At 62.8% G+C, this 26,700-nt stretch carries 26 protein-coding genes and 1 pseudogene; 14 read left to right on the forward strand and 13 right to left on the reverse strand.

The window, feature by feature from the left end:
- Positions 1 to 9: 9 nt before the first annotated feature.
- On the reverse strand, positions 10 to 1,923 hold the full coding sequence (locus tag OKA04_RS19705) for a carboxypeptidase-like regulatory domain-containing protein (RefSeq protein WP_264502928.1): 1,914 nt from the start codon (positions 1,921 to 1,923) through the stop codon (positions 10 to 12).
- Positions 1,924 to 2,109: 186 nt separating this feature from the next.
- On the opposite strand from OKA04_RS19705, the gene OKA04_RS19710 reads away from it, so the two are divergent.
- Entirely contained in the window at positions 2,110 to 3,276 is a 1,167-nt protein-coding gene (locus OKA04_RS19710) for a pyridoxal phosphate-dependent aminotransferase (RefSeq protein ID WP_264502929.1), read from the forward strand.
- 292 nt (positions 3,277 to 3,568) lie between these two features.
- Positions 3,569 to 5,263, forward strand: coding sequence for a CotH kinase family protein (locus tag OKA04_RS19715; protein WP_264502930.1), 1,695 nt, complete (start codon positions 3,569 to 3,571; stop codon positions 5,261 to 5,263).
- Between the two features lie 65 nt (positions 5,264 to 5,328).
- On the opposite strand, the gene OKA04_RS19720 is transcribed toward OKA04_RS19715, so the two are convergent.
- Together OKA04_RS19720 and OKA04_RS19725 are read right to left on the reverse strand one after the other, a co-directional pair.
- A complete protein-coding gene (locus tag OKA04_RS19720; RefSeq protein ID WP_264502931.1) occupies positions 5,329 to 6,654 on the reverse strand; it encodes a homoserine dehydrogenase in 1,326 nt (441 codons plus the stop codon).
- 48 nt (positions 6,655 to 6,702) lie between these two features.
- Complete coding sequence (locus OKA04_RS19725) at positions 6,703 to 7,017, reverse strand: hypothetical protein (protein WP_264502932.1); 315 nt, start codon at positions 7,015 to 7,017, stop codon at positions 6,703 to 6,705.
- 91 nt (positions 7,018 to 7,108) lie between these two features.
- Here OKA04_RS19725 and OKA04_RS19730 point away from each other — a divergent pair, with 91 nt between their 5' ends.
- Complete coding sequence (locus OKA04_RS19730) at positions 7,109 to 8,473, forward strand: OmpA family protein (protein WP_264502933.1); 1,365 nt, start codon at positions 7,109 to 7,111, stop codon at positions 8,471 to 8,473.
- A 38-nt stretch (positions 8,474 to 8,511) separates the two neighbouring features.
- The gene (locus tag OKA04_RS19735) at positions 8,512 to 9,315 is read left to right on the forward strand and encodes an HAD family hydrolase (RefSeq protein WP_264502934.1); all 804 of its coding nucleotides are present in this window, start codon (positions 8,512 to 8,514) and stop codon (positions 9,313 to 9,315) included.
- Positions 9,316 to 9,576: 261 nt separating this feature from the next.
- Here OKA04_RS19735 and yidC read toward each other — a convergent pair whose 3' ends face one another.
- The 4 genes and pseudogenes from yidC to rpmH all read right to left on the reverse strand — a co-directional run.
- Positions 9,577 to 11,475, reverse strand: a complete 1,899-nt coding sequence (yidC, locus tag OKA04_RS19740; RefSeq protein ID WP_264502935.1) for a membrane protein insertase YidC — start codon at positions 11,473 to 11,475, stop codon at positions 9,577 to 9,579.
- A gap of 53 nt (positions 11,476 to 11,528) precedes the next feature.
- Positions 11,529 to 11,813, reverse strand: a complete 285-nt coding sequence (gene yidD, locus OKA04_RS19745) for a membrane protein insertion efficiency factor YidD (protein WP_264502936.1) — start codon at positions 11,811 to 11,813, stop codon at positions 11,529 to 11,531.
- A 130-nt stretch (positions 11,814 to 11,943) separates the two neighbouring features.
- Positions 11,944 to 12,294 (reverse strand): ribonuclease P protein component, encoded by a 351-nt coding sequence (rnpA, locus tag OKA04_RS19750; protein ID WP_264502937.1) that lies wholly within the window; start codon positions 12,292 to 12,294, stop codon positions 11,944 to 11,946.
- A gap of 80 nt (positions 12,295 to 12,374) precedes the next feature.
- Positions 12,375 to 12,506: pseudogene (gene rpmH, locus OKA04_RS19755) on the reverse strand (50S ribosomal protein L34); the annotation flags it as partial.
- 179 nt (positions 12,507 to 12,685) lie between these two features.
- On the opposite strand from rpmH, the gene OKA04_RS19760 reads away from it, so the two are divergent.
- The 5 genes from OKA04_RS19760 (at position 12,686) to OKA04_RS19780 (ending at position 16,427) form a co-directional block, all read left to right on the forward strand.
- On the forward strand, positions 12,686 to 13,174 hold the full coding sequence (locus tag OKA04_RS19760) for a GNAT family N-acetyltransferase (protein ID WP_264502938.1): 489 nt from the start codon (positions 12,686 to 12,688) through the stop codon (positions 13,172 to 13,174).
- Between the two features lie 5 nt (positions 13,175 to 13,179).
- Entirely contained in the window at positions 13,180 to 13,452 is a 273-nt protein-coding gene (locus OKA04_RS19765) for a hypothetical protein (RefSeq protein WP_264502939.1), read from the forward strand.
- A gap of 90 nt (positions 13,453 to 13,542) precedes the next feature.
- Positions 13,543 to 14,064, forward strand: a complete 522-nt coding sequence (locus OKA04_RS19770; RefSeq protein ID WP_264502940.1) for a hypothetical protein — start codon at positions 13,543 to 13,545, stop codon at positions 14,062 to 14,064.
- A 459-nt stretch (positions 14,065 to 14,523) separates the two neighbouring features.
- Positions 14,524 to 15,156, forward strand: a complete 633-nt coding sequence (locus OKA04_RS19775; RefSeq protein WP_264502941.1) for a hypothetical protein — start codon at positions 14,524 to 14,526, stop codon at positions 15,154 to 15,156.
- Between the two features lie 11 nt (positions 15,157 to 15,167).
- Entirely contained in the window at positions 15,168 to 16,427 is a 1,260-nt protein-coding gene (locus OKA04_RS19780) for a hypothetical protein (protein ID WP_264502942.1), read from the forward strand.
- Between the two features lie 83 nt (positions 16,428 to 16,510).
- Here the strand turns inward: OKA04_RS19780 and OKA04_RS19785 are convergent, their stop codons facing one another.
- The 3 genes from OKA04_RS19785 to OKA04_RS19795 all read right to left on the reverse strand — a co-directional run bounded on the left by OKA04_RS19785 (position 16,511) and on the right by OKA04_RS19795 (position 18,636).
- Positions 16,511 to 17,398, reverse strand: a complete 888-nt coding sequence (locus tag OKA04_RS19785) for an HvfC/BufC N-terminal domain-containing protein (protein WP_264502943.1) — start codon at positions 17,396 to 17,398, stop codon at positions 16,511 to 16,513.
- Positions 17,385 to 18,248 carry an MNIO family bufferin maturase gene (gene bufB / locus OKA04_RS19790; RefSeq protein ID WP_264502944.1) on the reverse strand — a complete coding sequence of 288 codons (864 nt, stop codon included), beginning with the start codon at positions 18,246 to 18,248 and terminating at the stop codon, positions 17,385 to 17,387. Before bufB ends, OKA04_RS19785 begins: the two co-directional genes overlap by 14 nt.
- A gap of 82 nt (positions 18,249 to 18,330) precedes the next feature.
- The gene (locus tag OKA04_RS19795) at positions 18,331 to 18,636 is read right to left on the reverse strand and encodes a hypothetical protein (RefSeq protein WP_264502945.1); all 306 of its coding nucleotides are present in this window, start codon (positions 18,634 to 18,636) and stop codon (positions 18,331 to 18,333) included.
- 179 nt (positions 18,637 to 18,815) lie between these two features.
- Here OKA04_RS19795 and OKA04_RS19800 point away from each other — a divergent pair, with 179 nt between their 5' ends.
- Positions 18,816 to 19,721: a GNAT family N-acetyltransferase gene (locus tag OKA04_RS19800; protein WP_264502946.1), complete on the forward strand. Its 906-nt coding sequence runs from the start codon at positions 18,816 to 18,818 to the stop codon at positions 19,719 to 19,721.
- Between the two features lie 5 nt (positions 19,722 to 19,726).
- On the opposite strand, the gene OKA04_RS19805 is transcribed toward OKA04_RS19800, so the two are convergent.
- From OKA04_RS19805 to OKA04_RS19815, 3 genes are all read right to left on the reverse strand, one after another.
- The gene (locus OKA04_RS19805; RefSeq protein WP_264502947.1) at positions 19,727 to 20,047 is read right to left on the reverse strand and encodes a YdbT family protein; all 321 of its coding nucleotides are present in this window, start codon (positions 20,045 to 20,047) and stop codon (positions 19,727 to 19,729) included.
- Between the two features lie 342 nt (positions 20,048 to 20,389).
- Entirely contained in the window at positions 20,390 to 21,649 is a 1,260-nt protein-coding gene (locus OKA04_RS19810; protein WP_264502948.1) for a hypothetical protein, read from the reverse strand.
- Positions 21,650 to 21,893: 244 nt separating this feature from the next.
- The gene (locus OKA04_RS19815) at positions 21,894 to 22,814 is read right to left on the reverse strand and encodes a 6-phosphofructokinase (RefSeq protein WP_425503703.1); all 921 of its coding nucleotides are present in this window, start codon (positions 22,812 to 22,814) and stop codon (positions 21,894 to 21,896) included.
- A gap of 282 nt (positions 22,815 to 23,096) precedes the next feature.
- Here OKA04_RS19815 and OKA04_RS19820 point away from each other — a divergent pair, with 282 nt between their 5' ends.
- From OKA04_RS19820 to OKA04_RS19835, 4 genes are all read left to right on the forward strand, one after another.
- Positions 23,097 to 23,264 carry a DUF1328 domain-containing protein gene (locus tag OKA04_RS19820; protein WP_264502950.1) on the forward strand — a complete coding sequence of 56 codons (168 nt, stop codon included), beginning with the start codon at positions 23,097 to 23,099 and terminating at the stop codon, positions 23,262 to 23,264.
- 263 nt (positions 23,265 to 23,527) lie between these two features.
- Positions 23,528 to 24,625, forward strand: coding sequence for a lipid A deacylase LpxR family protein (locus OKA04_RS19825; RefSeq protein WP_264502951.1), 1,098 nt, complete (start codon positions 23,528 to 23,530; stop codon positions 24,623 to 24,625).
- Between the two features lie 35 nt (positions 24,626 to 24,660).
- Positions 24,661 to 25,935 (forward strand): trypsin-like peptidase domain-containing protein, encoded by a 1,275-nt coding sequence (locus OKA04_RS19830; RefSeq protein WP_264502952.1) that lies wholly within the window; start codon positions 24,661 to 24,663, stop codon positions 25,933 to 25,935.
- A gap of 370 nt (positions 25,936 to 26,305) precedes the next feature.
- Complete coding sequence (locus OKA04_RS19835; RefSeq protein WP_264502953.1) at positions 26,306 to 26,695, forward strand: glycosyltransferase family protein; 390 nt, start codon at positions 26,306 to 26,308, stop codon at positions 26,693 to 26,695.
- Positions 26,696 to 26,700: the final 5 nt, after the last annotated feature.

Genomic DNA, 26,700 nt, shown 5'->3' on the forward strand with positions numbered 1-26,700 from the left:
GGTCCGAACTCATTTATCGAAGATCGCCTCCACCTCCCCGCCTTCGGGGACTGTGACCTTGGCGACCCTCCGGTACAGTGATTCGCCGAAATCGAATGTCACCTTGATTTCAACCTCACCAGCAGGGACGGAGGGGAGGCGAAACTTGCCATCGCGATCGGTCCTGAATTTCAAGACAGGGTCCTGAAATCCGTCCAGAAGGACCTCGCCGTCGGCGAAAGCCCAAGGCCCGGTAATTTTGGCGAGAAGAGCGGTCTTTCCGGAAACAATGCCGCATCCACCGAGACGGACTTCTCCGATATCGATGTTTTCATCTTTCAGGGTAATCGAGCGACGCTGTGGGACTGCCCCGGCACAGAAGATCCTCAGCTCGTAGGGACCCGGCTTGAGATGATTGAAAACGAGCATTCCTCCGGGCTTGAAGGACTCCTTCAATGAACCGAACACCTTGCCGGGCGACTGCTCCCCCGGCAGCAGGGGAGTGAGTTCCGCAGTGACCAGACCAGTCGCTGTCGCAGGAAGGATCACCGAGGCCAACAACGAGCGCCCCGATACGATCCCCAATTCGAAACCGCCCTTCTTGAGCTGATCAAGCGACACCAGTCCTTCCCATCGGGCGTATCCTGACGACTCCACACCGATCCAAAGCTCCTTTGCATCTTTCGACACGTCCTTCGGCGAGAATGAGAACCGCCCATCTGCCGCGATCACATCAAGCGACTGCCAGAGGCGGGTCGGTGCCGACCCGGAGCTATAGCTCAATCGGTAACTGGCCACCGGCCGACCACCTACGTCCAAGACACGACCGGTAAGATTAGGAGGGACATCCATGGCAACATTCACCCCTGCCGCATCGATTTCATTTACCTCCAGCGTGACAGCCTCAAACCCTTCCTTTGAAAAATACAGACGACAGGTGTTCTTGACCGCCCATCTCGACAAACCGGCGAGCCGGAACTTTCCTTCCGCATCGCTCAAGGTCTCCTTGCCGATGTCACCGGACACTTCGACGCCCTTGAGAGGGCGTCCTGAGGCATCCGTTACGATGCCGCCGATGGCCTCGCCTCGCTCCAGCACGACGAGCAAGGAACCGTCGTCTGACTTCCTCGCTGAGGATATCTCCACCTTCTGGCTTTCGTGGTCGGGGTGATCCACCCACAAGGATCGCTCCACGCCTCGGATCTCAAACTTCCCTTGGGCATCAGAAACGACCGGGCGACTTCGCTCAGGAGTAAATATGGGAGGGGTCAAGACCATCGGAAAGACCCGTGCTCCCACCAAGACCTCTCCGGTCATCGCATCGGCCACTGTTCCCACAAACTTCTGACCGCGAGCAAACTCCAAGTTCAGCTCTCCAGCTCCATCAATCCTCATCTCGGACCTACCCGAGTAGTAGCCACGGGGAAAATCGGGATGTTCCGGCCGCAGATGAATACTGCCATTGAGAGGTGCCTTGATCACCACGACTCCTCCGTCGGCCAACAGTGGAGTGACCAGAAGCGGGTCCCAATACCCGCTCTCATTCAAGATCCGATAAGTGATCCCGAATCCCTCGGGAACCGGGCCGAACTGGTCGCCGAGGCGCAGGGTGACCTCGGTCCACGCGGGATCGATTTTAAGCACCTCGTCTCTCGCAGCCCAAGTCCCACCCTTTTGGTCGGTCCAGCCTCCGTTTTTGCCCGGAGTCAGGGTCAGGGGAGCTACTCCATCTTGGACAATCCGCACGGTATCTCCTTCTTCCTCGATCTCGGCAGGCCGGACGTCTCCCCCATCGTGGTAAAATGCATGTTTCCCCACGGTAATTTCCAAACGCTCACGAAAAGCCGGTTCCTCTCCTCCATCCCTGATCCACACGCCCGAAGGCAGGGCAAGCGCTTGGGAGAGAAGGAAAGGCAGGAGATAGAGCCGAAATGCCGACGACATCGCATCCCGAGTACGAAAATCCCCGACTCCTGTCCAGAATCCAGCCCTCCGGACCGGCATCCGGTGGACCATTTCACTTGCGCCAAAGCCTCCTGCCCGTCAGAAAAGCCGCCCGCTCCGACCGGGGGCCGCGCGAAAAGACCGTGCTCCGCCCGACCGGGCGAGAAACACCATCCGCGCGCTTCCATGGACAGCATTTCATCACGTATCCAAGAGGTTACCCCTTCCCTCACCCTGGCCGTCACGAACCAGGCCAAGGCCATGCTCGCCCGCGGCGAGGAAGTCTATGGCCTCGCAGGCGGCGAACCGGAGGTCGATACCCCGGAGCATATCAAGGCCGCCGCCATCGTCGCCCTCCAGGAGGGCAAGACCAAGTACACCGCTTCCGGCGGCATCCCGGAACTGCGCGACGCGCTCGCCGCCAAGTTCATTGCCGACAACAACCTGGCCTACGACCCCAAGCAGATCTGCGTCACCGCCGGTGCGAAGATGGCCTGCTTCAATGCCATCCTCGCCGTGGTCGAGGAAGGTGACGAGGTCATCATCCCGACCCCCTACTGGGTCAGCTACCCGGAGATGGTGAAGATCGCCGGTGGCAAGCCGGTGCTCGTCGAGACCCAGGAGTCGAACGGCTGGAAGATGACCGCCGAGCAATTCGAGGCCGCCATGACCCCGGCGACCAAGATGGTGATCCTGAACACACCATCGAACCCGACCGGCGCCGTTTACACCGAGAAGGAACTCCGCGAGATCGGCGAGGTCGCCCTGTCCGAGGACATCATCATCCTTTCCGACGAGATCTACGAAAAGCTCGTCTATGGCGACAACAAGCACGTCTCCATCGCCTCGCTGAGCCAGGAGCTCTACGACCTGACCATCACCGTGAACGGCTTCTCGAAGGCCTACTCGATGACCGGATGGCGCCTCGGCTACACCGCCGCGCCGAAGCCGCTGGCCGAAGCGATCGACAAGATCCAGAACCACACGGTCTCGAACGCGACCACCTTCGGCCAATACGCCGCGATCGCCGCGCTGCAGGGCGACCAGACCTTCATCAGCGACCTGCGCGACGAGTATGACGTGAAGCGCCAGTTCATGTTCCAGCGCCTCAAGTCCATCCACAACATCCGCGTGGTGGAGCCGAAGGGTGCCTTCTACTTCTTCATCTACACCGGCCAGCTCGGCCTGAAGTCGATGAACCTGACCGACAAGCTGCTGAGCCGCTACAAGGTGGCCGCCGTTCCGGGCGTCGCCTTCGGCTACGACGACGGCATCCGCATGAGCTACTGCACCACGCTGGACGTGCTCAACGAGGGCCTGACCCGCTTCGAGCAGTTCTGCCGCGAGCATTGATCGCCTGTCCGCAAGGAAGCGCCTCTAACAAAAAGCCCGGGACCGAGAGGTTCCGGGCTTTTTATTGTGCCCCGGTATCGTGGTCCGCATCGCTCCGCGTGCGGTCGAAGTCATCTGACGGCGGGCTTCACCTCCGGCTCCCGGACCGACTGACGATGACAGCGGACTCCAACCACAGCTTCCCCGACCGGCGAACCGCACGCGGAGCGATGCGGACCACGATGGGCGCAACCTTTCTCCAGGCCGAGTGTTCACCCCTCGTCTCTCTCCTCCGGGGCTGACTCGAAGCTCCATGAAACTCTACCTTTCCGCTGCCGCCCTCTTTCTCACTCCCCTGCTCGCCCAACAACCGCCGGAAGGCGGCCCGCCCGATGGAGGACCACCGGGCGGCTTCGCCGGTCGCGGCGGCCCCATGCAGCAGGAGAATCGCAAGATCCTCGCGCAATTCGACAAGGACTCGAACAAGCTCCTCGACAAGGAAGAGCGCGCCGCTGCCCGTGAATTCCTCAAGGCAAATCCCGGCCAACAACGCGGCGGACCGGGAGGCCCCGGCGGCTCGCGTCGCGGTCCCGGTGGACCCGGGGGCTTTGGCCCGCGTGAAGAAGACAGCACTCCGGCCACGCCCGGTGCCCGCATTTCTCCCGCCGACGTGAAACCGGAGTCCGGCGATCTCTACGCCGCGAACACCCTGCGGACCTTCTTCCTCGATTTCGAGAATGCCGACTGGGAAGCCGAGCTCGAGGCATTTCACGGCACGGACGTGGACGTGCCCGCGACGATGACCGTGGACGGCAAGACCTACCCCGGCGTCGGCATCCACTTCCGCGGCATGTCCAGCTACATGATGGTCCCCGCCGGAAAGAAGCGCTCTTTCAACGTCTCGATCGACCACACCGAATCGAAGCAGCGCCTCGCCGGCTACAAGACGCTGAACCTTCTCAACAGCAATGGCGACGGGAGCTTCCTCAGCGCCGTGCTATTCTCGCACATCGCCCGGCAATACATCGCCGCGCCGAAGGCGAATCTCGTCCGGGTGGTCATCAATGGCGAGAATTGGGGCGTCTATGTGAACCAGCAGCAGTTCAACAAGGACTTCGTCCAGGAGAACTACCGCACCTCGAAAGGCGCGCGCTGGAAGGTCCCCGGCTCCCCGAACGGCCAAGGCGGGCTCGATTACATCGGCGACAACATCGAGGACTACAAGAAGCGCTACGAGATGAAGTCCGGAGACGACGAGGACTGGAAGGCGCTCATCAAGCTCTGCAAAACGCTGACCGAGACACCCGCCGATAAATTGGAGGCGGCCATTTCCCCTCTCCTCGATGTGGAGAGCGTGCTGTGGTTCCTCGCACTCGATTGCGGGCTGCTGAATAGCGACGGCTACTGGACACGCGCCAGCGACTACAGCCTGTACCGGGACAAGGAAGGGAAGTTCCACGCCATCCCGGCCGACATGAACGAGGCCTTCCGTGCCGCGGGCGGCCCCGGCGGCCCGCGTGGAGGTGGCGGCGGTGGTGGCAGAGGCCCCGGACGCAATGGCGGAGGCCCGCCACAGGGCGGCCCGGATGCGGGCGGTCCCGAGGGCGCACCCGCTCCCTCTGCCTCACAAGGTGGCGGCCTCAAGCTCGATCCGCTCACCGGACTCGACGATGCGAAGAAGCCGCTGCGCTCGAAGCTCCTCGCCGTGCCCGCTTTCCGCGAACGCTACTTGGCAAATATCCACACGCTCGCGGAGAAGGACCTCGACTGGAAGAACCTCGGAACCGTTGTCGCCCGCTATCGTGAACTCGCCGGCAAGGAAGTCGCCGCCGACACGCGGAAGACCTCCACTACCGAGGCCTTCGAGAATCTCACTTCGGATTCCCCCGGAGAGACGGAGGCACCCCGAGGCTTCGGCCACGGAGGCATGCCGCTGAAGAGCTTCGCGGACCAGCGTCGCGAGTATCTCCTTTCACTCCCGGCCACCGCGGCAGCCGGGAAAGACTGATCTCATTGGTATAAGTGCACACCGCCCGCGGTGGGTCCGGAAGGGCTCGCCGCGGGCGACTTTCTTTACAGCTTCTCGATCCGGAAGACGACCGGGGTGCTATTGATGCAATCGAGCGCAGCGATCTTCTCGAGGGTCTCCTGCAACTGGCCGAAGCGGCAGGTGTGAAGGAGGAAGACCATGTCGAGGAAATCCGCATCCGGTTGGTCGGGCTTCACCGGCGAGTGGGTACCGGAGATGCCGATGCCGGCATCCGCCAACACGCGGGCCACCTCGGCGATGACGCCGGGGCGATCCGTCACGTCAAAGCGCACGTAATAGGCGGTCTCCGTGTCCTCCACCGGCAGCAGCGTGCCATTCTCGCGGTAGGGCAGGAAGCCGCGGTGACCGGTCGCCTGGCGCAGCGAGCGCCCGGCTTCCACTAGGTCGGCGACTACCGACGAAGCGGTCGGGTCCTGACCCGCGCCGCGACCGTAGAAAAGCGATTCGCCCGCGGCATCGCCATGGACGGCCACGGCATTGAAGACACCATTCACGCTCGCGAGGATGTGGCTCTTCGCGATGAAGGACGGCTGGACCCGCAACTCGACCTCGCCACCCGGATGCTCGCGCACCACGGCCAGCAGCTTCACGACATAGCCTAGGCGGGTCGCAAACTCGATGTCGATCGGGCGGACCTGCTCGATGCCCGCGACGTGAACCTTCGCGGGGTCGATGGGAAATCCATAGGCCAGCGTGGCAAGCAGGATGGCCTTGTGAGCGGCATCCCAGCCATTCACGTCGAGCGCCGGATCCGCCTCGGCGTAGCCCAGCGCCTGCGCTTCGGAGAGTGCGGCGGAGAATTCCAAGCCGCCGGTCGTCATCCGCTCCAGGATGTAATTCGAAGTGCCGTTGATGATGCCGGTGATGGAGTGAATGCGGTTCCCAATGAAGCTCTCCTGCACCGTCTTGATGATCGGGATGCCCCCGGCCACCGCGGCTTCGAAATGGATCGGCACGTCGAACTCCCTCGAAAGCGCGAACAACTCCACGCCGCGCTCGGCGAGAAGGGCCTTGTTCCCCGTGACCACCGGCTTGCCGGACTTCAGGGCGGCGGCGACGATCTCAAAGGCATCCGTAGTGCCGCCGATCAGCTCGACGACGATGTCCACGGCGGGATCCTCGACCAGCTCGCGCCACGAGGTGGTAATGGTCTCTGCGGGCAGGGTGACGGGGCGGACCTTCGCGGGATCGCGCACGAGCACCTTGGCCACCTCCAGCTTCACCCGGCCGCCGGTCCGGCCGCCGGTGCGGTCGCAGATGAGGCCGGCATTCCGCTCCAAGGCGAGCACGACACCCGAACCGACGGTGCCGAGCCCCGCCAAACCAATACCCAGAGACGAACAGCTCACGGGCCGGACTGTCGGTCCGCACCCGTGCCGGGAAAAGCCCAAAGCGGGTCAAGATCCCTCGGAATTCACCGCAGCATGCCAGTCGCCGTCCTGATCGCCCGGCAGGCCTTTCGAAACGCGATCCATGTAGTTGAGATATGCCGCCTTGGCGACGTCCACGGGCGGCTTGGGAGCAGCCTTCACGGCCTTTGGCGCGGCTGCCTTCTTGGCGGCCTTGGCAGCTTTCTTCGCTGCCTTCTTGGCGGGCACTTCCTTGACTACAGGCACTTGTGGCTCTGCGACTGGCGTTTCCTGGACCGGGATCTCCTGGGCGGACACATCCTTCTTCGCGGCGGCTTTTTTGGCAGCTTTCTTGGCAGGCATGGCGGCGTAAATCAGCACAGGTGGTGCCAAGCCGCAAGTTGCTTCGCAAGCAGGTGATTGTCACGGTGCCGTCGCGGCGTATAGTTGCGCCGTGGACGACGGCTATAGCTGGCGCGAATCGCGCGAATCGATGCCGCTGCGCCTGCCAGGTGCGACCGACAAGCTCGGCTGGTGGGCCGGCGTGGCGTTCTTCATTGCCATCATCCTCCACGTCGCGGCCTTCTTCGCCCTCGGCCACATCAAGATCGGCATGGGATTCGTCCCCAGCGCCGAGATCGAGACCGGCCCGGTGCAGATCGAGCAGGTGGAAATCCTGCCACCCGACCGTGATCTCACCCCGCCGGTCGAGGACAATACCCCGCCGCCGGACACAATGGCGCTGATGGAGGAAATCGACATCCTCGCGAAGCTGCCCGAGGACACCGAGATCGACCTGAAGCCGGACCTCAGCGATCCGGAATTCGCCATCCGCCTCTCGAACCCCGCGCTGGAGGGCGAGTCCTCCGGCGTGATCGTCGATCCCTCGGCGGGCTTTGACATCGATACCGCCCTGCCGGAGCTGGGACGCACCGCCGAGCCCATGCCGCTGGCCGCGGATGCCCAGATCATCGTGGACCCGGGCGCGGCCGTCGTCTCGGACAATGCGATCGACCGCTTCGCCGAAGACCTGATGAAAAAGGGTGTCGGCGGCACCGCAGCGGCAGGCACGCTGGATGGTGTCGTTTCCCTCGATGACATGGCAGGCCTGCCCGCCGACGTGCTGGTGGGCAAGATGACGATGCTACCGAGCGATCTCCTCTTCGAATACAACAGCGCCGAACTCCGCGAAAGCGCCCGCGTCGGCATGATGAAGCTGGCGATGATCTTGGAAAAGAATCCGCAGCTCTATTGCTGGATCGAGGGCCACTCGGATCTTTTCGGCACGGATCACTACAATCTGGAGCTATCCAAGCGGCGCGCCGCCGCGGTGGAGAACTACCTGACCCGCACCTTTTTCCTGCCCAGCGACAAGATAGAGACGCGTGGCTTTGGCAAAACCAAGCCCCTTCTCAAGCAGGGCAGCGTAGACGAGCAGGCGCCGAACCGTCGTGTGGAAATCCGCATGCGCCGGAAGCCCGCGCCACCGCAGATCGTGATCGCGGCGAAGGAGCCCGCCCCCACCCCGGCTCCACCAGTGGCCGAGCCCGCTCCGCAGCCGCCGAAGCAGACTATGCCGCCGCCCGTGCTGGTGAAGCCGCAGCGCGCCCTGCCCGTGGAGGAGGATGATATCGCACCGCCTTCCTCCCCGCGCGCGAAGCCGGTGGAAGAAACGGCACCCCGCATGAAGCCCCTGCCCGAGCCTCCCAAGGCGCGTCCTGTGGAGGAGCCTGCCGAGGAAGAGCCGCCGCGCGCCGCCGAGGTGATCGAGGAGCCCGAGCCGGAACCTGAGCCCCAGCGGGCCATCCCGGTGGAGTGACCGCTTGACCCCCGCTCCCGGGCCGCTATCCCGGGGCCATGAAGCCGCTCGAAACGCCTGCCCAAGCCGGAGCCATCCTGTCCTTCGACTTCGACGGCACCCTCCACGACCCCGCGGGCAAGCCGCCGGTCAGCCAGCGGTTCTTCGACACCATCCAGCGCCTGCGCCGGGAGAAAGGTGCGATCTGGGGCATCAATACCGGGCGCTCCATCGGACACGTCGCCGAGGGACTCGCGGATTGTCGCTTCCCCTTCGTCCCGGACTGGGTGGTCGCCCGCGAGCGGGAGATCTGGCTGCCCACCGCCTCCGGCCGCTGGACGCCGCTGGCCTCGTGGAACAACCAGTGCGAGCAGGAGCAGCACGCCTTCTTCAACGAGATCCAGCACATCCTCGACGCAATCCGGAAGGAAGTGGAGGAGCACACCGGTGCGACCTGGATCGAGCAACCGGGCGACCCCGCCGGACTCGTGGCCCGCACGGTGGAGGAGATGGCGTGGATCATCGGCCGGGTGGAATCGCTGGCGGCAAACGAGCCCTATCTCGGCTGGCAGCGGAACTCGATCTGGCTGCGCTTCGGCCACAAGAAGTATCAAAAGGGCAGCAGTCTGGCCGAGGTCGCGCGGCACTTCGGCCTGACCCGCGAGCAGACCTTCGCCATCGGGGACAGCCACAATGATTTTGAAATGCTCAGCCCCGAGGCTGCCGCGATGTTCGCCTGCCCGTCGAATGCCGTGCCGGAGATCCGCCAGCACGTGACATCCCAAGGCGGCCACGCCTGCCTGCTCGACCACAGCTACGGCTGCGTCGAGGCGCTGGAGCATTTCTTCGGAACGGGGGAGTAGCGGTCTTCGGGAGGAGCCGTCTTTCTCAATGTGGCATTCTCAACGTAGCTGGGCGACTGCGTCGCTCAGGCTGGGTGCGGCTTGAAGATTGATTCCCGGGCGCGATCCATTGTCGGGCTTGAAGATGACTCGTAAGCGGCGATCTCCAGCGACGCGCGAGACGCCGGAGCGACGCAGTCGCTCCGCTACGTGGCAGAAAAAAAGGCCGGCCCGTGATGGGCCGGCCTTTGGATAAAGAGAACGTGCAAGCGCACCGGGCAATCAACCACCCGTGCGCGGCGGGCGCTTCTTGCTGGAGTTCGGATCGTCCGTGCCGGGCTCGACGACGCGGCCGCGGGCCTGGCGCATGCGCTCCATTTCGGCCTGCTTCTCGGCCATGCGCTCCACCCAGCTCTTGCCGGTGCCACCACCGGCCTTCGCCTTCAGCTCGGGCTCTGGCATGCGGTTCGAGATCCAGGTCTGCGCGATGGAGAAGACGTTCGAGACCGTCCAGTAAAGCGCGAGGGCGGATGCGAAGTTGTAGCAGATGATGAGGAAGAAGAAGGGCATCATCTTCATGATCCGCATCTGCGTCTTGTCCCCGCCGGTATTCGGCATCATGGCCATCTGCAGGAAGCTCGTGATCGCCATCACGATGGGCAGCGGGTTGATCGCGAGACCCATGAGGTGCGTGACGGTATCCGGCTGGGAAAGATCCTTCACCCAGAGGAATTCCTGGCCGCGCATTTCGACGGCGTGCAGCAGCATTGAGTAGAAGCCGAAGAAGATCGGGAGCTGGGCGAGCATCGGGAGGCAGCCGCCGAGGGGATTAATGCCGTACTTGCGGTACATCCCCATCATCTCGGTGTTCATCTTCTGAGGATCGTCCGGATACTTCTCCTTCAGCTTGTCCATCTCCGGCTTCAGCTTCGCCATCCGCTTCATGGTGCGGTTCGAGCGATTGTAGAGCGGCCAGATGGCGAGACGGAGAAGGATGGTCAGGGCGACCACGGCGAGACCCCAGGACCACTTGCTGGAGATCTTTTCCATGCCGGAGTGGACCCAGAAGATGGACCAGCTCATGAAGCGGCTGAAGGGGCTGAAGAAACCGTAGTTCATCAGCTTGCCCCAATCCTCGCCCATCTTGCGGAGCACACGGTTCTGCTTCGGCCCGGCGAAGACGTGGTAGCTCATGGTCCGCGAGTCCTTCGGAGCGAGGGTCACGGTAGGGAGCTGGAGACCGGCGCGGACCGCCTTCAGCGGCTTCGCTCCGGGCTTGAGATTCACGTTCGACACCTTCGCCCAGATCATCGCAGGACCGGGCTCGGCGGGCTTCATGGCGGTGGCGAAGAACTGGTTCGCCACGCCGGCGATGTCCCCGCGTTCCATGGTCTCGGTAATCAGCTCGCGCTCGTCCTTGAACCACCCGCCCGCGAATTCCGTGGCGGCGGTAAAGGAGAAGCTGCGGTCATCCACGCGGACGAAGCCGGTCTGGGCGGCGGTCTCCACGGTATCCAGCGGCGAGGCGACGCCGAGGAAGAGACTGTAGTTCTCGAGGTTGATGTTATTCTGCGCGCCGTTCTCGAGTTGGAGTTTAAAGTCGAGCGAGAAGGGATCGCCCTCGTTGCCGGTCTCGCGGAGGGACCAGGTCTTCTTCGCCCAGAGGCCGGAGGACAGCTTGCCGCGGAAGACGATGGACTTGTAGTGCTCGGAATTCGGGAACTTCATCGAGTCCGCTTCCACGAACTCATAGGCGGTGGTCTCCATGCGGTCCGGACCGTCGGCGAGCGCGCCGACCGGGCTGCTGCCGTGGCGATTCAGCAGCACGGGGCCTTCCAAGCCGGGAGTCTGGTTCTTGAATTCAGCCGTCTTCAGGCCACCGCCGATGGAGGTGAAGGTGTAGATCGCCTCGGGCGTCTCCATCTTCACGAGCTGCTCGACCACCGAGGGTGCGGGCGGCTCGGCCTCGACGAGCGAGTTCGGCTTGTCACCGGTGGCGGCAGGAGCGCTGCCATCGGCCGGGGTGGCAGGAGCGTCCGCGGGCTTCGCGGCGGCTTCCCGGGCGGCTTGCTCGCGCTTCTGCTCGGCGAGCATCTGGCCGTTCTTCTGTTGGTAGAAGATGTTTACCGCCAGCAGCAAGCTGCAGACGATGACGACGATCCAAGTCTTGCGGTCGTACATGGGAAATGAGGAAAAAGGAGAGGTCCCGCGGTCAGGTCAAAGTCGGGTCGGTATCAGGCGTCGGGCCCGGCGGGACGGTGGGTGTCGTGGTTTTCTGCGGCACCCCGTTTCGGCGGGACGGGGTCATAACCATAGCCCCCCCACGGATGACAGCGGAAAATCCGGCAGACCCCGAGCCAGGACCCTTTCAGCGATCCATGGGCCTCGACTGCCTGCAAAAAGTAATTCGAACACGTCGGCGTGAAACGACACCCGCTGCCCGGACCGCACAATGCCTTCAGCACCGGATTCAGGAAAATCTGGTAGCCGCGGATGGCGATGCGGATGAGGCGCTTCAAGGAAGTTCCAAGTGAGAAGTTCGAAGTTCCAAAAACCGACTGTCTGACGAGCGATTCCAAGGGGTCATACTTATCCTTGGCACTTGAGACTTATTACTTGGCACTTCCCTCCACCTGCACTTGGAACTTTTCACGCGGAAAGTAGCCCGAGGCGCTTCGCTTGCTTCAGCCAGTCGCTCTCCAGCTCGGCATAGCTCGCGGTGGCGGAGCCGGGGCGCGGGATGGTGACGAGCAGGCGCCTCGGATCGGCGAGGCGCGCTCCGTGGAGCTGCAGGATGGCGCGGATGCGGCGGCGCAGGAGATTGCGGTCGTGCGCCTTGCCGACTTTCCGCGTGGTGATCACCGCGTGCTTCAGGTGAGGCAGCGCGGGATCGGCGAGCGTGCTGAGCACGACAAAACGGCCGGCTTTCGCCTGGCCGTCTTTCCGCGCACGGAGGAAATCCGCGCGCTTCGTCATACTGTGCGACCGCGGGAGGCGCATGGGCCGTGCGCGGCGCGCAGTGAGAGCTATCAGACCCCGTGCTGGGTGGTGTGACGGGCGTACTGGATCTCAGCACCCTTCGGAATGAGGCGCTTGCGGCCCTTCTGACGGCGGCGCTTGATGATGTCGCGGCCGGCCTTGGTCGCCATGCGGGCGCGGAATCCGTGCTGACGCTTGCGGGTGCGCTTGGATGGCTGGAAGGTGCGTTTCATGGCTGTCTCGGAAAAAAGGCGTTACTGGTATCCGCGCCGGGCGTCAGGCTCGGGCGGGCGCGCACTCTAGGAACCGAGGTTCGCTTGTCAATGCGCCAAATCCCCGGAATGGCGGAAATTTTTCCACGATGCCCTTGAAATGGCGTGCCGCTCCCCGGCGACCGTGCCACCGTCCGCGCGTGAGCCAAGGATCTTCGCCCAGCATCATCGCCAACCGGCCCAAGGTCGTGACCGCGACGATCGAGGACCTGCAAGGCCTGACGGATCTGGTGATGGATCTCTTTTCCGAGTCCGATGAATTCACCTCGAACCACGACGTGCAGGAGCGCGGGCTGGCACTGATCCTCGAGCAACCAAGCCGCGGCCGCATCTTCGTGGTGCGGAACGAGACCCGGATCATCGGCATGGTGAACCTTCTCTTCACCATTTCCACGGCCATGGGCGGCTTCGTCATCCTGATGGAAGACGTGATCGTCCACCCGGCCCACCGCGGGCAGGGCTACGGCTCGATGCTGCTCGACCACGTGATCGAGTTCGCGAAGCAAAAGGACTTCAAGCGCATCACCCTGCTGACGGACAAGATCAGCGCGGAGTCGCAGAATTTCTTCCGCAAGAACGGCTTCGAGTATTCGAACATGATCCCCATGCGGCGGATCATCTCCGCCTGAGAGCGATGAACCTGGGACTCATGCACCCCGCCGATGGCTTTGCCCTGGCGATGGTGGTGATCCTCGTTTTCAGCCTCGGCATCGTGGTGCTGCTCGCCGTGGGCATCTACCGCAGCGGAAAGCGCCGCCCGAGCGAGGCGGAAGATCTCATCGAAGAACTGCGCCTCGAGGAAGAGGCCGAGCGGCAGCGCCAAGACGAGCAGAAGCACCCTGCCTCCCCCACCCGCGACGAGGAACGCGAGCCATGGGAAAAAGAAGCGGACTGGTGGAAAAAATAAGGAGCAGGGGCGTCCCTCATCCCGTCCCCTCACCGATCGGGCCGACTTCAGCGGTTGTGATCGTCTTCCGCCCTCGGCTAGAAAACCCTCATGATTCTCGAGCAACTCATGCTCCAGCACCGCGACCCGAAGAGTGCGCTCGCTGTTGCATATCTGGCAGCACCAGATGCCTTCCCCGGCCTGCCCCGACGGATAGGCAACATCCGGGTGAAGCTGCTCAAGATTCCATCCTTTGAGCCCTGCACCGCTTGGACCCTTTTCGAAGATCAGGGCACCTTTTGCGTTCGTCGGATCGAATGGAATCAGCGAGAGGATCCCGAAACTTCACCGGGAGCTCAAGGCTCGGATGCGGCAATCAACTCCTCCATTGCGACCACCCTTCTTGATGGACTCACCGCACTCACCATTCCTGTCGCCCCGAAAACAAGAGAAGCCGGCATCGACGGAGTGAGCTATTCGGTCATCATCGGGGATTATTGGTGCAATTCGGAGTTCGCGTGGTGGGTGGAGCCGCCCGAAGAATGGAAGAAACTCGCAATATGGTATGACCGCGCCATTGCCGCCTTTGAAGCAGTTCTCCCCGTCAGGACCCCGGAGAATCCCGAGGCGTAAAGCCGGAAGTTGCGACCGGGATTCAATTGAATAATCCTGCGGGATGCTGCGTCTCCCGAATCTGCGGGAGATACCGATGAAGCAGGATTCGCGGACGATAGGACCTTGTGCCTCCGGCCCAATCTCGGCATTGTTTATCTCACGAGATCATTTTCCCCGAGTATCAGGCCTTCCTCTTCCATGTCCTCATCCCCACCTCGGAAAGCAGGCATTCACGTTTGGTTCGTGGTGACCTTGGCGATTGCCGTGCTGGCTGGGTATGGGACGGGCTCGATTCAGGAGCGCACCGGAACTGTGGCGAAGGAGTCGGATGACAGCCCGGGCACGAAGGCGAGACAGAGGAGCGAGGAGAGCAGAGAAGCCAGACTCACGTCGCGCGATTTCTTGCAAGGGGCCCTTCGAGGGTCGATCGACGGGCGGCAGCACTGGCGGCATGTCCGCTCGTTCACTGGGGAAGAGGTGAAGGCCGCCCTCGCCAAACTGCAGCGGTCCAGCGACCCGCTCAACGTCCACCGGGATCTGGAAGAAATGCTCTTTTACCGGTGGGCGGAACTCGATCCGGTCGCGGCCAATGCGGAGGCGAAAGCGAGGTATCCGGAAAGATTTGCCACAAGTCGCAAGGCGGTGATCGCGGCGTGGATCAATCAAGGCGGGGCTATTGCAGCCTGGAACGCGGTGAAGAATGAGGGAGACATGTGGGACTGCACCCAGTCAGTCGGTGGAGAGGTCGCGGACATGCTGGTGGCCAGCCTTTCCGACGTCGATGACGCGACAGCCTTCAGGGAGGTGAAGCGCTTCGATGACGAGAACTGTGGTATCGCGCATCGCCTCTGCGAGGCCCGCGCGGCAAAGGCGGCGGAGACGCCCGAGGCCCGCGCCTCTTTCCTGGCCGCCGCAGCCACTCATCCCGATCCCTACGTGATCAGTTGCGCCCGGGATTACTTGTTCAAGGAGTGGGCGAAAAGAGACGCGGAGGAGGCAAGGGCGGCAGCGATGGCCATGACTCTAGATTATGACGCCCGTCAGTCGGTGCTCTGGAAGATCGAATCCGTGAAACAGGACGCGGAAAGAGCCAACGGCGAGTCCCGATGAAGTCCGACGTCATGTCTCGACTGCTGATGATCTGCGCTGTCGCCGCGGCATTCGCCACGGGCTACACGACCTCGCGCGTCTCATCGGGAGGCCGCGATTCCGGCGCGGATTCGGCAGGAAATCCATCGCCCTCGCGGGAGTCCGACTCCAGGGCGGCAGCAAGCCATTCGACCGAAGACCGCCCGTGGAAAGAAGTGCAGCAACGGATCGTCTCGCGATGGGAGGCATCACCGGGGATCACGGTGGATTTCGAACTGCGGGATGAAACGGAGAGAGCCCTGGAGCGGATCCCACCCGAAGATCTGGAGACCTGGATGCGGAATCTCCGGTCAACTATGTGGACGGACAGAGACGAGGATGTGCCGTACGAACTCTGCAGGATGCTCCTGAAGGTGCTGGCCCAGCGAGGCGGCGGCGACTTCATCCAGGCGCTGAACCGGAACCCGATGGAACATGACCAAGACGACGTGAGCGAAGCAATGGGCCACTGGATCACCCACGATCCCGCAGCGGCGCTCGATTGGCTGGCGGGCGAGGTGCCGGAGGTGATCTCGGAAGACCTCGATGATCATCGAGCAGATGCCTTGATCACCCTCGCCGGGAGGGACCCCGTGGAGTTCGAGAAGCGATTTGACCGCGAGACCGACCCGGATCTTCGGGAAGTCGCCCAGGAGGCCCATGCCCGCCTGTGGGGAACGCCGGAAGAGCGTGACGAGCTATTGGCACGGGCGGAGACAGCCTCCCATGGCGAAGCGATGGCGATCCGGGAAGGCGTGCTAATGCGCGAAGGAATGGAGGATCCGGAGCAGGCATTTGCGACCTTGGCGGCGCTGGAGATTTCTCCCGAGGACCGCGATGACTTGGACGAGCGACTCGTGTCCTCGCTTTTTTACTGGAATCCGTTTACCCGAGAAAAAATCGACCGCTCCGCAGTGATGCGAGCATGGACGACACGGCACCCGGATGACGAGCTACCCGGGAGCATTCTCGGGGGATTCTCAGACTGGAGCAGGAGCGATCCGAACGGGAGTATAACTTGGCTCGCAGAGCTGCCGCCCGGAAATCAATACGACACACTCGCAAAGACCCTCATCGAAACCGGGACCCGGGAGCACGAGGGAGTCGCCAGCGTGATCGAGCGCATCAGCGACGAGGAAATCCGGGCGGAAATGCTGCGGCGATTGAAGGAGTCGTGGCAGGCCGACAATCCCGATGCCGCGGCGGCGTGGGAAAGCGGATTGCCGGAGAAAGATCGGGCGGGATTGGAATGAGGAACCAATCGGGAGACGGGCATGATTTTCAGGGATGGCTCCGGAAGGGAATCCACGTCCCGGACCATTGTTAGACCGCGGGGCTAATCTTCCATCGCCCTTGCCTGCGAGCCCATCTTGTCCACGCCGGTCCAGTCCTCGTCCGGCCGTGCGGTCAGCTCGATGACCTCGCTGCCGCGAGCCGTGATCCAGCCGCGGGATTGCCAGTCGGAGAACCAGCGCTGCACGTCTTCCGGACCCGGCTCGGGTTCGACGGGATCGGCGAAGAGCGCTTCGAGACTCCGGCCTTCCTTCAATCTCTCCAGCAAGACGAACTCCACGGCATCGAGCCGCACGCGGCGGGCACGTCCATCCGGACCGCGCCACACGGCGAGGCGGACGGGCGACTCGCCCTGCGGGGAAAAAGCATCCCATTCAAAGCAATCGTCCGCGGGCACGGGGAGCGCCATGAGGCGGACGTGCGGCTGGAGTTCCAGCACCTCGGTGGCGATGCGCTCGGGCGGCAGGGGCTCGCGCCCGGCAGCCTCGTAGATCTCCATGCAGGCATACTCGATCCCGGCGATGGCGGAGAACCAGCGCTGACGGTCTTCATCAAGTCCATCCCAACCCGCGACGAACTTCGACATCGAGCGCCCGAGATGCCGCAGCGTGTAGCTGCCGGACGGGCATGCCTGGAGGTAGGCCTCCAGCAACTCCCAGAATTTCTCCTCGCCCGCCATCCGGCGCAGCACGGGAAAATCCTCCGCCACGGAATCCAGCACGCGGAACCAGTACTGGCGGTGGTAAAGCTCCAGGCGCTCCGCGGAAGACAGGCTCGCGGTCGGCTTCATCAGCCGGTCGGCCGTGGCGAGGAAGTCCGGCGAATGCCCCTCGTCGGTCGGCGGCAGCTCCGTGCTCCGCCGGCTGGTGCCGCGCAGGGGTAGCTGCAGCGCGGCGAAAAACTCCCGCTGGATTTCCTCAAGCGGCTTCATCGTTCGCGCGTTTGGCCAAGGCGGCTTCGCGCCAGGTCTCGGACTTCCTTGCCTCCGTCCACACCTCGTCAAAGGACGGGATGCGTCCGTCCCACTCCAGCAGCGTGGCCACGGGCCCACTGCGCTCGATGGCTCGTTCGTAAAGCTTCCACACCGGGTCGATGACCGGGTGATCGTGCGTGTCCACGATAAAGCGCTCGTAGCGCGAGTGCCCCGCGATGTGGATCTGCGCCACACGCTCCGGCGGCACGAAATTCACGTAATCCAGCGGCTCGAAGACATTGTTCACCGAGGAGACATAGATGTTGTTCACGTCTAACAGGATACCGACGTCGGCCGCCTCCGCGACCTCCGCGAGGAATTCCCACTCGGTCATTTCGTCGCCATTGAATTCGCCGTAGCTGCTCACGTTCTCGACCGCCAGCGGCACCTCAAGGAAGTCTTGGGCGATGCGCAGATTCTCCGCCGTCTTCCTCACCGCTTCGAAGGTGAAGGGAATGGGCAGCAGGTCATGGCTCATGGTGCCATCCACGCTGCCCCAGCAAAGGTGGTCGGAGATCCACGGCGTTTTCGTCCGGCGGATCAAGCGCTTCAGCCGGCGCAGGTGGTCGAAATTGATGCCGCCCGCATTCCCCGGATACATGCCCACGCCGTGCTGCACGACGCGGTATTGGTCGAGGATGCGATCCAGCACCGCGAGCGGACGCCCGCCTTCCACCATGTAATTCTCCGAGATGATCTCGAACCACCCGACGGACGGCTTTTCAGCCAGGATGTGGGCGTAGTGCGGCACCCGCAGGCCGATGCCCGTGGCCAATTCCACGCCGGAAGTAAATCGGGGGTCGCTCATGCGTCGGGGCGAGACGGATCAGGGCACGGAAAAACCCCGCGGCACGTATGACAGCCGCGGGGCATTCCATGGCGGGATCAGGTCAGAGGATTTCCTTCTCTTCCTTTTCCTTCTCCTTTTCCTTACCGGGGCAGTCGTCCTTCTCCTTGTCGCCGGAGACGATGGTTTCTTCCTTCTTCTCCTTGTCCTTCTCCTTGCCCGGGCAGTCGTCCTTGTCCTTATCCTTGTCGCCGGAGACGATCACCTCCTCCTTCTTCTCCTTGTCCTTGCCGGGGCAGTCGTCCTTATCCTTGTCCTTGTCGCCGGGGATGTAGGCGGCGGAGGCGACGGTGCCAGCGGCGAAGACTCCGGCGAGTGCGGCGGTCACAAGGGCATTGGTAGCTTTCATGGGTTGGTTGGATTTGATGTGGTTTTGAGCAGCCATGGGACAAACGCGACCCGAGGCCAGACGATACGATTCCCCGCCTCGTGGATTATTCCAGTGATTTCCGTGTCGCGCTGGAGATACCCTCAAGTAAGGCACGAAAAGTTTTCGCCTGTTGTCCCTGCATGCGCCAATTTCAGGTCATGGTCGTGCGCCCCTTGAATCCCGGCGAGGTAGATGCCGTGGCAGAACTGATCCACCGATCCACCAACGATTGGTACAAGAAGTCCCTCGGCAGGGAGATCTTCAGCGGACGGCCGCGCGACTGCCGGATCTTTCCGGAAACCTACGAGTCACTCGACCCCGGCTGCGGGCTGGTGGTGGAGCTGGATGGGAAGCTCGCGGGCGTGTGCTTCTACCACCCGCGCGAGACGCACGTGGGCGTGGGAATCATGGCGGTAGCACCGGAATACGCGCGGCAGGGAGTCGCCCGCATGCTGCTGGACAAGGTGCTGGCAGAGGCCGGGACGCTGCCGGTGCGCCTCGTCTCCAGTGCGATGAATCTCGATTCCTACTCGCTCTACACCCGCGCGGGATTCGGCGCCGTGATGGCGTATCAGGACATGCGCATCCCCTCGGACGCGCCGCTGCCGCCGGTGCCGATGACTCATGGCAGCGTCCGCCCCGCGACCACCGCGGATCTCTTTCCCATGGTTGATCTCGAGGAAAATCTGGCGGGCATCCGCCGGGCGAAGGACCTCGCGCACTTCATCCAGAATCCCGGCGGGCACTGGCGAACCATGGTGTATCGCGACCAATCCGGGAAAATCGACGGCTGGCTCACGTCGGTCGATCACGCGGGCTGCCGGATGATCGGTCCCGGGGTGATGGCGGACGAGCACGTGGCGCTGGCGCTGCTGCACGCCCAGCTCTCCGTGCCGCGCGGCGGGTGGCCGATCTTCCTGGTGCCAACCCACGAATCCTACATGATCGCCGAGCTCTATCGCTGGGGCGCGCGGAATGTGGAGCTGCACCTGATGCAGGTCCGCGGGCCCTACACGCAGCCGACCGGACTGGTGATGCCGAGCTTCCTGCCGGAGAGCGGTTGAGAGGGTCAGTGCGGGTGATCCCGCTGCCATGCGATGAAGCGAGCGAAGTCGTCGCGCCGCGCGACCAAGCGGTGGTGCAGGCTTCCGGAGCGGATCGATTTGATAGGCTTGGTGCGGCGCATCTTTGTGAAGACCGGTGAGAGGAGTTCGATCCTGTCTTCGAAGACCTCGAAATAAGTTCGACCCCGGGCAATCACACCCAATGCGATGTTAGCCACGCCCGAAAAAAGGATTGCCCAAGCGGCGACGGGATTGAAATCGATGATCCTGACTCCGCAGTCCACCATGATCAGCCCGGCAATCGCAAGGCCGATGGAGTAGGCCAAACCGAACCTCACTCGCATCACCAGATTGTTACCGAACTCGGGAGATGGCCCGGAAGATTGGGGAGATTGATAGGGATTCAATACGTCAGGACTTTAACGCAAGTCGCCGCGGGTGGCAATTCATCCGGTGGTGCGGGTGAAGAGGACGGCGGTCGGTGATCGCAGCTTTAATAAACAGCGCCCATTTCCGCCGCCCCTGCCGGGGCGGGTTGATTTTTCCACGGTATGTCCGGTGGCTCACGCCACCGGCTACACTCCCGTGTCCCTCCGGGACAGAAAGGCATTCACATGTATTCGGAGTAGATGCCACCACTTGGCCCCCGCCCGGCCCTGTGCCAGCCGTCAGCGGAAAAGATCCCCACCCATGCGGCTTTCCTGGGAAACGGGGAAGACAGGCACGTTCTCCCATTCGAATTCCCAGTTCGAGAAATCCTTCTTCACGCGCTCCTTCGTCTGCTCGCTGATCGTTTCGGTGGTGAAGAGCGGGAGGATGGGCTGGCCGTTGGCCATGGTGCGATATTCGACACCCTTTTCCTCGACCATGAGCACGAAGCCGACCTTTCCACCCGGGCACTCGCCGATGCCGATGTCGAGTTGGACCTTCTCTCCCTTGCGGATCTTGATCCAATCGCCCTTCGTCACAGGGCCACCTGCGAGGGGCGTCGGGCCGCTGTCGGCGATGGGCTCGGCGGGTTCCCAGTCCCCGATGACGTGCGAGCGGACGCCCGGCCATGCGGCGACGAGGCGGCAGCGGCCTTTCACGAAGACGCCAAGATAATCGTCGCCCGTGCCGACGAAGCGGAAGGTGATGTCGCGATTGCAGACCACCTCGCCGCGATAGTGGATGAGCCATCCCGAGGGCTTCACCTTGTCCGCCACATTGAAGAACTGCGGCGCGGTGCCCGCATCGGAGAGCGGGATGGCGATCTGCGTGAGATACAGCGTGTCGGGCGACTCGAAGAATTTCCGGAAGGCAGTCGCGCGGTAGTTGCTGTCCTGGATCTTGATGATGCGGCTGCCGAAGTGGTCGTAGTTCGCGACATCGTAGTCCTTCACCGGCTTCGCATCGCGGGTCTGCTTGAAGTCGTAGAAGCGGCCCGGCATTGCACCCGCCACCTGGTCACGGCTGCCGAAGGGCGTGGTGTCGATGAAGCCCTTGCCCACTCCCGGGCCGGAGCCGGGGCCTGTGCCAGTCCCGACGCCTGTGCCGAGGCCACCGCCCTTACCCCCTCCCCCGCCGCCGCCTTCACCCGCGCTGGAGAGCGCGGACGGCATACCGACGTCCATGACCTGGGTGCTGGATTCCGGCAGCGAGAAAGTAGCGGCACCCGTGGAAGCGATCACGGGGCGGTGCGTGGGGGTGGCCATGGCACGGGCACGGGTCTTCACCTTGTTTGCCGTCTCGCCCTTGTTGCCACCGCCCCCGCCACCCGGGATGAAGTTGGGCACGGGCTCGTTGGGCTTATCGATCCACGAAATGAAATAGAAGACTGCCAGCAGGAGGAAGATGCCATGGATGAGCACCGAGATGGAAAAGGCACCCCAGCCCACGCGGCGCTGCTTTTTCCCGGGCTCGTATTGGATCGGAAGGTCGTCGTTCATGATAATGCTGGCGGTGCTCCCGCCATTCATCATCAGAAACGGATTGGCCAGCGGCCCCTTAGAGCCATCTGACATTTTACGTCAAATTATCCATCAATAAGGCGCTTTCCCAACATCAAAAATGCGCCTATCCCACCACGAGTGATGTGGGAAAGCGCGTCCAGAATGATGTGGGGCGGACTCGTCTCCGCCTCCTGTCATCATCGTGAACGCACCCGCCCGGAATTTCTTGGAAGGCCCTGTGTCAGGCGCAAAGCGGCCCGCACAGCTTCATGATCGCGGGGTCGATCTGATATTTCGAATCGACCACCGTGTGGATCGGCAGGTTGCCGAAGGTGCCGTCGCGATAGACCATGATGGAATTCGTCTGCCCGGCGACGAGGGAATCCACCGCAGCCACGGCGAACTTGTAGGCCATGATGCGGTCGTGGACGGTCGGCGAGCCGCCGCGCTGGACGTGGCCGAGCACGGTGAGGCGGGCTTCCATCCCGATCGCGTCATTGATGTAGCGGGTGGTGTACTCCGCCATCTTCGTGCCTTCCGCGACGATCGCGATGATGTGGTCGCGGCCCTCGTGCTTGATCTCGTGCTTCAGCTTCGCGCCGATCTTCTCGAGATCGTAGGGGATCTCGGTGGTCAGGCAGAGCTCGGCACCGCAGGCCAGCGCGCTGACCATGGCGAGGTAACCGCAGTGGCGGCCCATCACCTCGATGACGAAGGCACGGGAGAATGACGTGGCGGTATCCCGGATGGAGTCCACCGACTGGCGGATGATATTCAGCGCCGTATCCACGCCGAGGCAGTAGTCGGTGCCGGCGATGTCATTGTCGATCGTGGCCGGGATGCCGGCGAAGGGAACGCCGAAGTCGCTGTAGAATTGATTCAGCGCGCGGAAGGAGCCATCGCCGCCGATTACGATGAGCTTCTTGATACCGCGGCGCTCGAGATTCTCGAATGCCTGGCGGCGGTACTGGATGTCGAAAAACCGCTGCGACCGGGACGACCGTAGGAAGGTGCCGCCGCGGTGGAGGATCCCCGAGAGGAGCTGGGGGGTGGATTCGACGATCTTGTCATCGATCAGACCGCGCAGGCCGTCATAGACGAGCCATGGCTTGTAGCCGCGCATGGCGGCATAGTCGGCGGCACATTTGACGGCGGGGTTCATGCCGGCTGAATCGCCGCCTGAGGTGAAAATCGCTAGGCCTTCGCTCATGAGGTGCGGGCGGAAGGAAAGGGACCGCCCGGTGTGTGGCAAGCACGGGTTGTGCCCAGCCACCATGCAGCTTGCACCCAACGGTGCCTCAGCGGGAGCAGGTTGCACCGGAAAGCAGGGCCCACCCCGGATCCCGAATCACCGTAAACCACTGATCTTCAATTATGAAAAATCAGAAATCCAAGATGGCTGGATTTTTGCGAAAGCTTATTCCGAACAAATCAGCATAACCCCATGCTTCACTGGACCATCACTTTTCTGATTCTGGCGCTCGTTGCCGGGCTCCTCGGCTTCACCGGCCTCGCAGGAGCTTCCTACCAGATCGCCCAGATCCTTTTCTTCGTCTTCCTCGTCCTGTTGATCGTCTCTTTCCTCAAGGGCGGCCTCAAGGGAGCACGGTGAAAAAACCGTTTGCAAAATCCGGGAAGAAAACGAACGTACGATTGCAAGCCGACCAAGACGGTAAGCCCCCCAAGTTGACAGCAACTCCTCCACCGAATCATTCGCTTAAACGTTGATTCATGACACCTGACAGTGGGAGAGAATGCGGACAACAAATCGGGCAAACCGATCCGCCGGTCCGGCACTGAAGATTTGCTGCAGTTAACGCTGTAGCGGGGCGGGCACTCGGGGAGGGGTGCCCGCCCCAACTTTTGTACTCCGGCATGAAAAGTCCCCTCCCCGGTTCCAGCCTGACAGTGGCGCGCATCGTAGCGCTGGCCTCTCTCTTCATCGCGAGCATCGCGCGTGCGGACCGCGACAGTCCCTTGCCCGACTGGGGTGGCGGCTATCTCACCTTCTATCTGGATAACGACCTCTTCGCGAATACCGACCGCGACTACACGAATGGCGCGCGGCTTTCGTGGATCTCGTCGAACCGCGACATCAAGGACCTCGGCTCCGTCCAGCGGATGCTGCGGCGGCTTTCCGGCGATGCCGATAGCTTCTGGCTCTTCCAGAAGGTGACCGGCTTCGAGGACCCGTCGAACATCCAATACAACTTCGGCTTCTCCCTGACGCAGCTCATGTACACGCCGGAGCGCGCCGGCCCCTACGTGCAACCGCCCGGTGAGCGCCGCTATGCGGGATGGTCCGCACTCGGCTTTTCGCTGCATGCGAAGGATGACTCGGTCCTGAACTCCGTGGAACTGCTGCTGGGCACCACCGGGTCGAATTCGCTCGCGGAGAACTCGCAGGACTTCGTCCACAGCACGCGGGACATCCCGAAATTCAACGGCTGGGACTACCAAATCCCGAACGAGATCACCGCTGACCTCAGCTTCGTCCAGAAGCGCCGCTCGGACCTGCTGAACCGCGACCACGGACTGATCCGCATGGACGGCCTCACAGAATGGGGCACGCGGCTCGGCAGCTTCCGCACCTCGGCGCATGTCGGCGGATTCTTCCGCGCGGGCTATCACCTGCCGCCAGACTTCTCCGACCCCCGGCTGACGGAGACCGCTTACTCGAATCTCTACTTTGACTCGGATGATCCGTATCCCGGCCATTGGTCGCTGTATGTGCTCTTCGGCGCGACTGCCCGGGCGGTCGCTTTCGACGCCACGCTCGACGGTCCGATGTTTCATGACTTCGAGACGGGGATCACCCGGGAGCCCTTCGTCGCGGAGGTCTTCTGCGGGGGCGGCATCCGCTACCGGCAGGTGGAGGTGAGCTACGTCCACACGTGGCGGAGCCAGGAATACGAGGAGCAGCGCGATGGCCTCGCCGACTTCGGCTCGCTGGCGCTGCGGCTGAGATTCTGAATTGTCCTCCCGCCGACGGCGTGCATCTTTGCCCCATGTCCGGCACCATCCGTCTCGGCCTCGCCCTGCTCAGCCTGTCGCTCCCGGTCATCGCGGACGATACGGCGGACCTCGCGCGCCTCCGCACCCTGGTGCGTGAACACGCTGCGGGCATGACCTTCCCGAGTGTGAAGGCCAAGGACGGCAAGGTCTTCAAGGACGTGACCGTGACCGAAGTTTCGGCGCAAGCGGTGAAGTTCCACCACGACAAGGGCGACGCCACACTGCCCGCGGAGAATTGCCCGGAGATCTGGGCGGAGCTCTTCGGCTTCGGGGTGAAAACTTCGGCCACCGAGCCATCGGCCAAGCCCACCTTGGCCAAGCATTCGGACACCGCCGTGGCGGAAGCGATCGCGGTGATCGAGGGTGACCGTGGCACCGGCACCGGCTTCTTTTGCCGCGATGGCGACACCACCTACCTCTACTCTGCCGCGCACGTCCTCTCCGGAAATTCCCGACTGAAGGTGAAGCTGCGCGACGGCACCGTGATCCGGAAATTCGGCGCACTGGAAGCTGCCGAGGGAGCGGACCTGATCCGCCTGCCCGTGAATGAGCCGGTGCCGATGGTGCTGGAGATCGCCGCCGCGACGGGGGTCTCAAAGGTCGGTACCCCGGTCATGGCCTCCGGAAATGCCGGTGGCGGCGGCACGGTCGGCTTTGAAAAAGGCGAGGTCAAAGGCGTGGGCCCGGAGTCCATCGAGATCGACGCCCAGGTCATCCAGGGCAACAGCGGCGGGCCTATCCTCCATGGCGAGACGCAGCAGGCGCTCGGAGTCGTGACCCACCTCACCGCGGAGCGGAAGGACCATTGGGCAAAGGGCACGCGCTTCGCCGATGTGCGACGCTTCGGCTGCCGTCTCGACCGCACGTGGAAGTGGAAGCAGGTCCCGGTGGAAGCTTTCCTCAAGGAGGGAAAATCCATCCTCGCCGTGCAGCAACAGACCGAGTTGATGATAGCCGCGATGCAGCCGGACAAGTGGCAGGACGACATCTTCCAGCAACTCCGCGGCAATCCCCTCGCGCGGGACATCGCGGCGCTCCAGAGCTTCATGGCCCAGCAGCAGGCGGGCACCCAGCGCATGAGCGAGAGCGACCGGAAGAAGCGCCTGCGCGGCATCTTCGAGGGAGCCCGACACCGCTCGCGAGCGCAGATGGCGGAGTTCAAGAGCGACAGCTTCACCTGGTTCCACCGCGAGACAGCCCAGCAGGAGGTCAAGACCCGCGAGGAAATCGACAAGGCGTATGCCGACGCGGTGAATGAGATGCGCTGAGCATCTTTTACCTCAGGTAACGGCAAGATATTCATTCGGGAATTGACCCCTAACGGGATTCCCGTAGTCTCGCGGGCGTCACCGGAATGATATTCATATCTGGCGATCAAGGCACTCCCCCCATGCCGAGATGCAACCTGTATTGCCACGCCGTCCTTCCCCGGTAGGCCTCCATATCGGAGGTGCATGGTTGTATTTCCCTCCGCCGCTTGTCCGCGCGCGGTTATCCCTCCCTCCCCGATCCTGAATATCCTTCACGGATCGTGGTCCTGCCCCCCCCACCCCTCCCAGCAAGACCCCGATGAACCGAAGAAAACGTGTGATGGCCATCGCTTCCGGCGGCGGCCACTGGGTTCAATTGCGACGTATCATGCCAGCACTTGATGGTATGGATGTCTTTTATGTTAGTCTGGATAAATCACTGGCAGCCGATGTCCCGGGTCATGATTTTTATACGATCCGCGATGTCTCGCGCCGTGACCGCTTCGGATTTATCATCGTCGCTTTCCAGTTGCTGAAGATCCTTTTCAAGGAGCGTCCGAAGCTGGTCATCACCACGGGCTCGGCCCCGGCGCTGATCGCGCTGCTGCTTTCGAAGTATCTCTTCGGCAGCAAGACGATCTGGATCGATAGCATCGCGAATGCCGAGAAGCTTTCCTCATCGGGCAAGAAGGCCGGCAAGATCGCCGACCTGTGGCTGACGCAGTGGCCGCAACTCAGCGGGCCGGGAGGTCCACAACACTGGGGGGCGGTGCTATGATCTTC

This window comes from Luteolibacter flavescens, assembly GCF_025950085.1.
Classification (GTDB): Bacteria; Verrucomicrobiota; Verrucomicrobiia; order Verrucomicrobiales; family Akkermansiaceae; genus Haloferula; species Haloferula flavescens.

Bases quoted from the DNA above. Each gene is read 5' to 3' on its own strand.
- OKA04_RS19705 (WP_264502928.1), bottom strand. From the start codon at position 1,923: ATGTCGTCGGCATTTCGGCTCTATCTCCTGCCTTTCCTTCTCTCCCAA.
- OKA04_RS19710 (WP_264502929.1), top strand. From the start codon at position 2,110: ATGGACAGCATTTCATCACGTATCCAAGAGGTTACCCCTTCCCTCACC.
- OKA04_RS19715 (WP_264502930.1), top strand. From the start codon at position 3,569: ATGAAACTCTACCTTTCCGCTGCCGCCCTCTTTCTCACTCCCCTGCTC.
- OKA04_RS19725 (WP_264502932.1), bottom strand. From the start codon at position 7,017: ATGCCTGCCAAGAAAGCTGCCAAAAAAGCCGCCGCGAAGAAGGATGTG.
- OKA04_RS19735 (WP_264502934.1), top strand. From the start codon at position 8,512: ATGAAGCCGCTCGAAACGCCTGCCCAAGCCGGAGCCATCCTGTCCTTC.
- yidC (WP_264502935.1), bottom strand. From the start codon at position 11,475: ATGTACGACCGCAAGACTTGGATCGTCGTCATCGTCTGCAGCTTGCTG.
- rnpA (WP_264502937.1), bottom strand. From the start codon at position 12,294: ATGCGCCTCCCGCGGTCGCACAGTATGACGAAGCGCGCGGATTTCCTC.
- OKA04_RS19765 (WP_264502939.1), top strand. From the start codon at position 13,180: ATGAACCTGGGACTCATGCACCCCGCCGATGGCTTTGCCCTGGCGATG.
- OKA04_RS19770 (WP_264502940.1), top strand. From the start codon at position 13,543: ATGATTCTCGAGCAACTCATGCTCCAGCACCGCGACCCGAAGAGTGCG.
- OKA04_RS19780 (WP_264502942.1), top strand. From the start codon at position 15,168: ATGTCTCGACTGCTGATGATCTGCGCTGTCGCCGCGGCATTCGCCACG.
- OKA04_RS19785 (WP_264502943.1), bottom strand. From the start codon at position 17,398: ATGAAGCCGCTTGAGGAAATCCAGCGGGAGTTTTTCGCCGCGCTGCAG.
- bufB (WP_264502944.1), bottom strand. From the start codon at position 18,248: ATGAGCGACCCCCGATTTACTTCCGGCGTGGAATTGGCCACGGGCATC.
- OKA04_RS19795 (WP_264502945.1), bottom strand. From the start codon at position 18,636: ATGAAAGCTACCAATGCCCTTGTGACCGCCGCACTCGCCGGAGTCTTC.
- OKA04_RS19800 (WP_264502946.1), top strand. From the start codon at position 18,816: ATGGTCGTGCGCCCCTTGAATCCCGGCGAGGTAGATGCCGTGGCAGAA.
- OKA04_RS19810 (WP_264502948.1), bottom strand. From the start codon at position 21,649: ATGAACGACGACCTTCCGATCCAATACGAGCCCGGGAAAAAGCAGCGC.
- OKA04_RS19815 (WP_425503703.1), bottom strand. From the start codon at position 22,814: ATGAACCCCGCCGTCAAATGTGCCGCCGACTATGCCGCCATGCGCGGC.
- OKA04_RS19820 (WP_264502950.1), top strand. From the start codon at position 23,097: ATGCTTCACTGGACCATCACTTTTCTGATTCTGGCGCTCGTTGCCGGG.
- OKA04_RS19825 (WP_264502951.1), top strand. From the start codon at position 23,528: ATGAAAAGTCCCCTCCCCGGTTCCAGCCTGACAGTGGCGCGCATCGTA.
- OKA04_RS19830 (WP_264502952.1), top strand. From the start codon at position 24,661: ATGTCCGGCACCATCCGTCTCGGCCTCGCCCTGCTCAGCCTGTCGCTC.
- OKA04_RS19835 (WP_264502953.1), top strand. From the start codon at position 26,306: ATGCCAGCACTTGATGGTATGGATGTCTTTTATGTTAGTCTGGATAAA.